At 69.8% G+C, this 2,119-nt stretch carries 1 protein-coding gene and 1 pseudogene; one reads left to right on the top strand and one right to left on the bottom strand.

Features of this window, described 5'->3' with window-relative positions; all coding sequences use genetic code 11:
* Positions 1 to 383 precede the first annotated feature (383 nt).
* Positions 384 to 1,817 carry a hypothetical protein gene (locus tag AB0H32_RS48120; protein WP_361136025.1) on the top strand — a complete coding sequence of 478 codons (1,434 nt, stop codon included), beginning with the start codon at positions 384 to 386 and terminating at the stop codon, positions 1,815 to 1,817.
* 13 nt (positions 1,818 to 1,830) lie between these two features.
* On the opposite strand, the pseudogene AB0H32_RS48115 reads toward AB0H32_RS48120, so the two are convergent.
* Positions 1,831 to 2,119 (bottom strand): annotated as a pseudogene (locus AB0H32_RS48115) (hypothetical protein); the annotation flags it as partial.

The following is a 2,119-nucleotide window of genomic DNA, read 5'->3' as shown; positions in this document are numbered from 1 at the left end:
GCCGCCGGGCCCTTCGTCAGTCCCGGCCGCATGCTGCCGGTCGCGGGCACCGAGACGCCGTCCGCCCCCACAGGCTTCAGTCGCGGGGGCTGCCACGGGTGTCTCTGCCCGACCACGGCGGCCTTGCCGCGGCTGACGCTTTCACCGTCACTCGTCTGGCCGTATCGCGACACCGGATCTGGTAGCAGATACCACCGGCCACAGGACAGGAGCGACCTCCCGGTCGTCTGCTGCCACTACCGGCCGGACACGGCCGGCCCTGCTTCTGTTCGAATTGACACCGGGCTGCCGGAGCCCCGTACTGAGCACGAGGGACTCTTGCCCAAGAGCTTCCCTGTGGGGGATTCCATCATCCGTAATCTCTCCGCCCTTACGGAGGCACCATGACGGTGCAGCAACAGCAAGCTGCGATCCCTACGGTTCTGGTGTACGAGGACGACCCCGGATTTCCTCCGCAGGTCAACATGCCCGTACCGCATCCCGTTCCTCAGCTCGACACCCAGCCCTTCCCGACGGCCATCGCCGAAACCGCGCCGCAGCCGGACAGCGCCGGGCCCGGCACGGAGGCATTCCGCTACTGGGTGGCGGCCGACGCGCTCAGCAGAGCCGCCCAGACCTGGGGGCCTCTCGTCCCGACCGGAACCCATTGGCATCCGCAGGTCGGCCGCGCCCTCACCGCACACCTCGACGCAGGAAACGACCTCAACGCCTTCTACGACCGCAAAGGCCTGTGGTTCTTCCGCCGCACGGTGGCAGGCGTCACCGTCGCCTCGTGCGAGAGCAACGAGGTCGTCGAGCACGAGACAGGTCACGCGGTCCTCGACGCCCTGCGTCCTCAGCTGTTCAACGCAGCGAGCGCGGAGACGGCCTCCCTGCACGAAGCGTTCGGGGACATCAGCGCCCTGCTGGGCTCGCTGCGGCTGGAATCGCTGCGGATCGCGGTACTGGCCGAGACCCAGGGCGACCTCGAACTGTCCTCGCGGGTGTCGAGGACGGCCGAGCAACTGGGCTGGGCGATCCGCCAGGGCCACCCGAACGCGGTCGACCCGGACTGCCTGCGCAACCTCTCGAACAGCTTCTTCTACCGCGACCCGGTGGAGCTGCCGCCGATCGGGCCGGCGAACACGCTCTCCAGCGAGCCGCACTCGTTCTCCCGGGTGTTCAGCGGCGCGTTCCTGAAGATCGTCGCCGGGATCTTCCGGCAGCAGGACCTGCAGGACCAGGCAGGCCTGGCCAGGTCGGCCGAGATCGCGGGACAGCTGCTGGTGGACGCCGTCGTAGCCGCGCCCGTGGTGTCCGCCTACTACGCACAGGTCGCGGGTCATATGATCGCCGCGGACCAGCGCCGGAACGGCGGTATGTACGGCCAGTCCCTGCGGTCGGCGTTCATCCGTCACGGCATCCTCTCCCTGGAGGCCGCCGCGTCCGTCACCGCGCCGGAGATGGCACGCCGGGGCGCCGGAATCGCCGAGGCGACGCCGGGCGGTGGTGACGACGAGGGTCTCACCCCCGTCACGGTCCACGGGTCGGCGTACGGCGTCACGCAGCCCCTCACCCTCGCTGCCCCGGCTGAGGAACGACGGTTCGGCATCGCGGGCTCCGCCCCCGCCGGCGGTTCGTTGCGGCCTGCCGATCCCGAGCGGGTCGCCACGTCGTACCTCGAGGACCTCTTCCGCCAGGGCCGCGTCCACGTGCCCGAGGAGCACCGCTCCGCCGGGGCCTTCGCCGACGACAGGCCCACCCGGCTCAAGACGCACGAGATCACACGGAGCGCGACCGGCGAGGGCCTCGCCCTGGTCCGGCGGTGCTTCGACTGAGCAGTCAGCGGAATCAGTGGAGAAAGCGCAGACGGCGGGCGGTGAGCCGTCCGTCGTCCTCGCGCTTGATGACGTGCGTCGTACTCGGCGTCGGCTCCTCGCCCTCGAAAACCGCCTCGCCCCGAGCCAGCAGGTCGTTGATGAATTTCTCGGTCGCCCGGCGCTCGGCGTCATCGCTCTGACCGCCTTCGCCGGTGCTGTTCCGACCTTCATCACCATCTGTGCCCATATGGTTCGCTCCGTTCTGTTGGTGAGACGGCGGCCGCGGCCGCTCCGGATGCCCGTCGGAACCGGCCATGCGG

Source organism: Streptomyces sp. NPDC020362 (assembly GCF_040642095.1).
In the GTDB taxonomy this organism is placed as follows: domain Bacteria; phylum Actinomycetota; class Actinomycetes; order Streptomycetales; family Streptomycetaceae; genus Streptomyces.
Note: the sequence above shows the minus strand (reverse complement) of the source record. Positions and strands in the feature narration are given on the sequence as shown.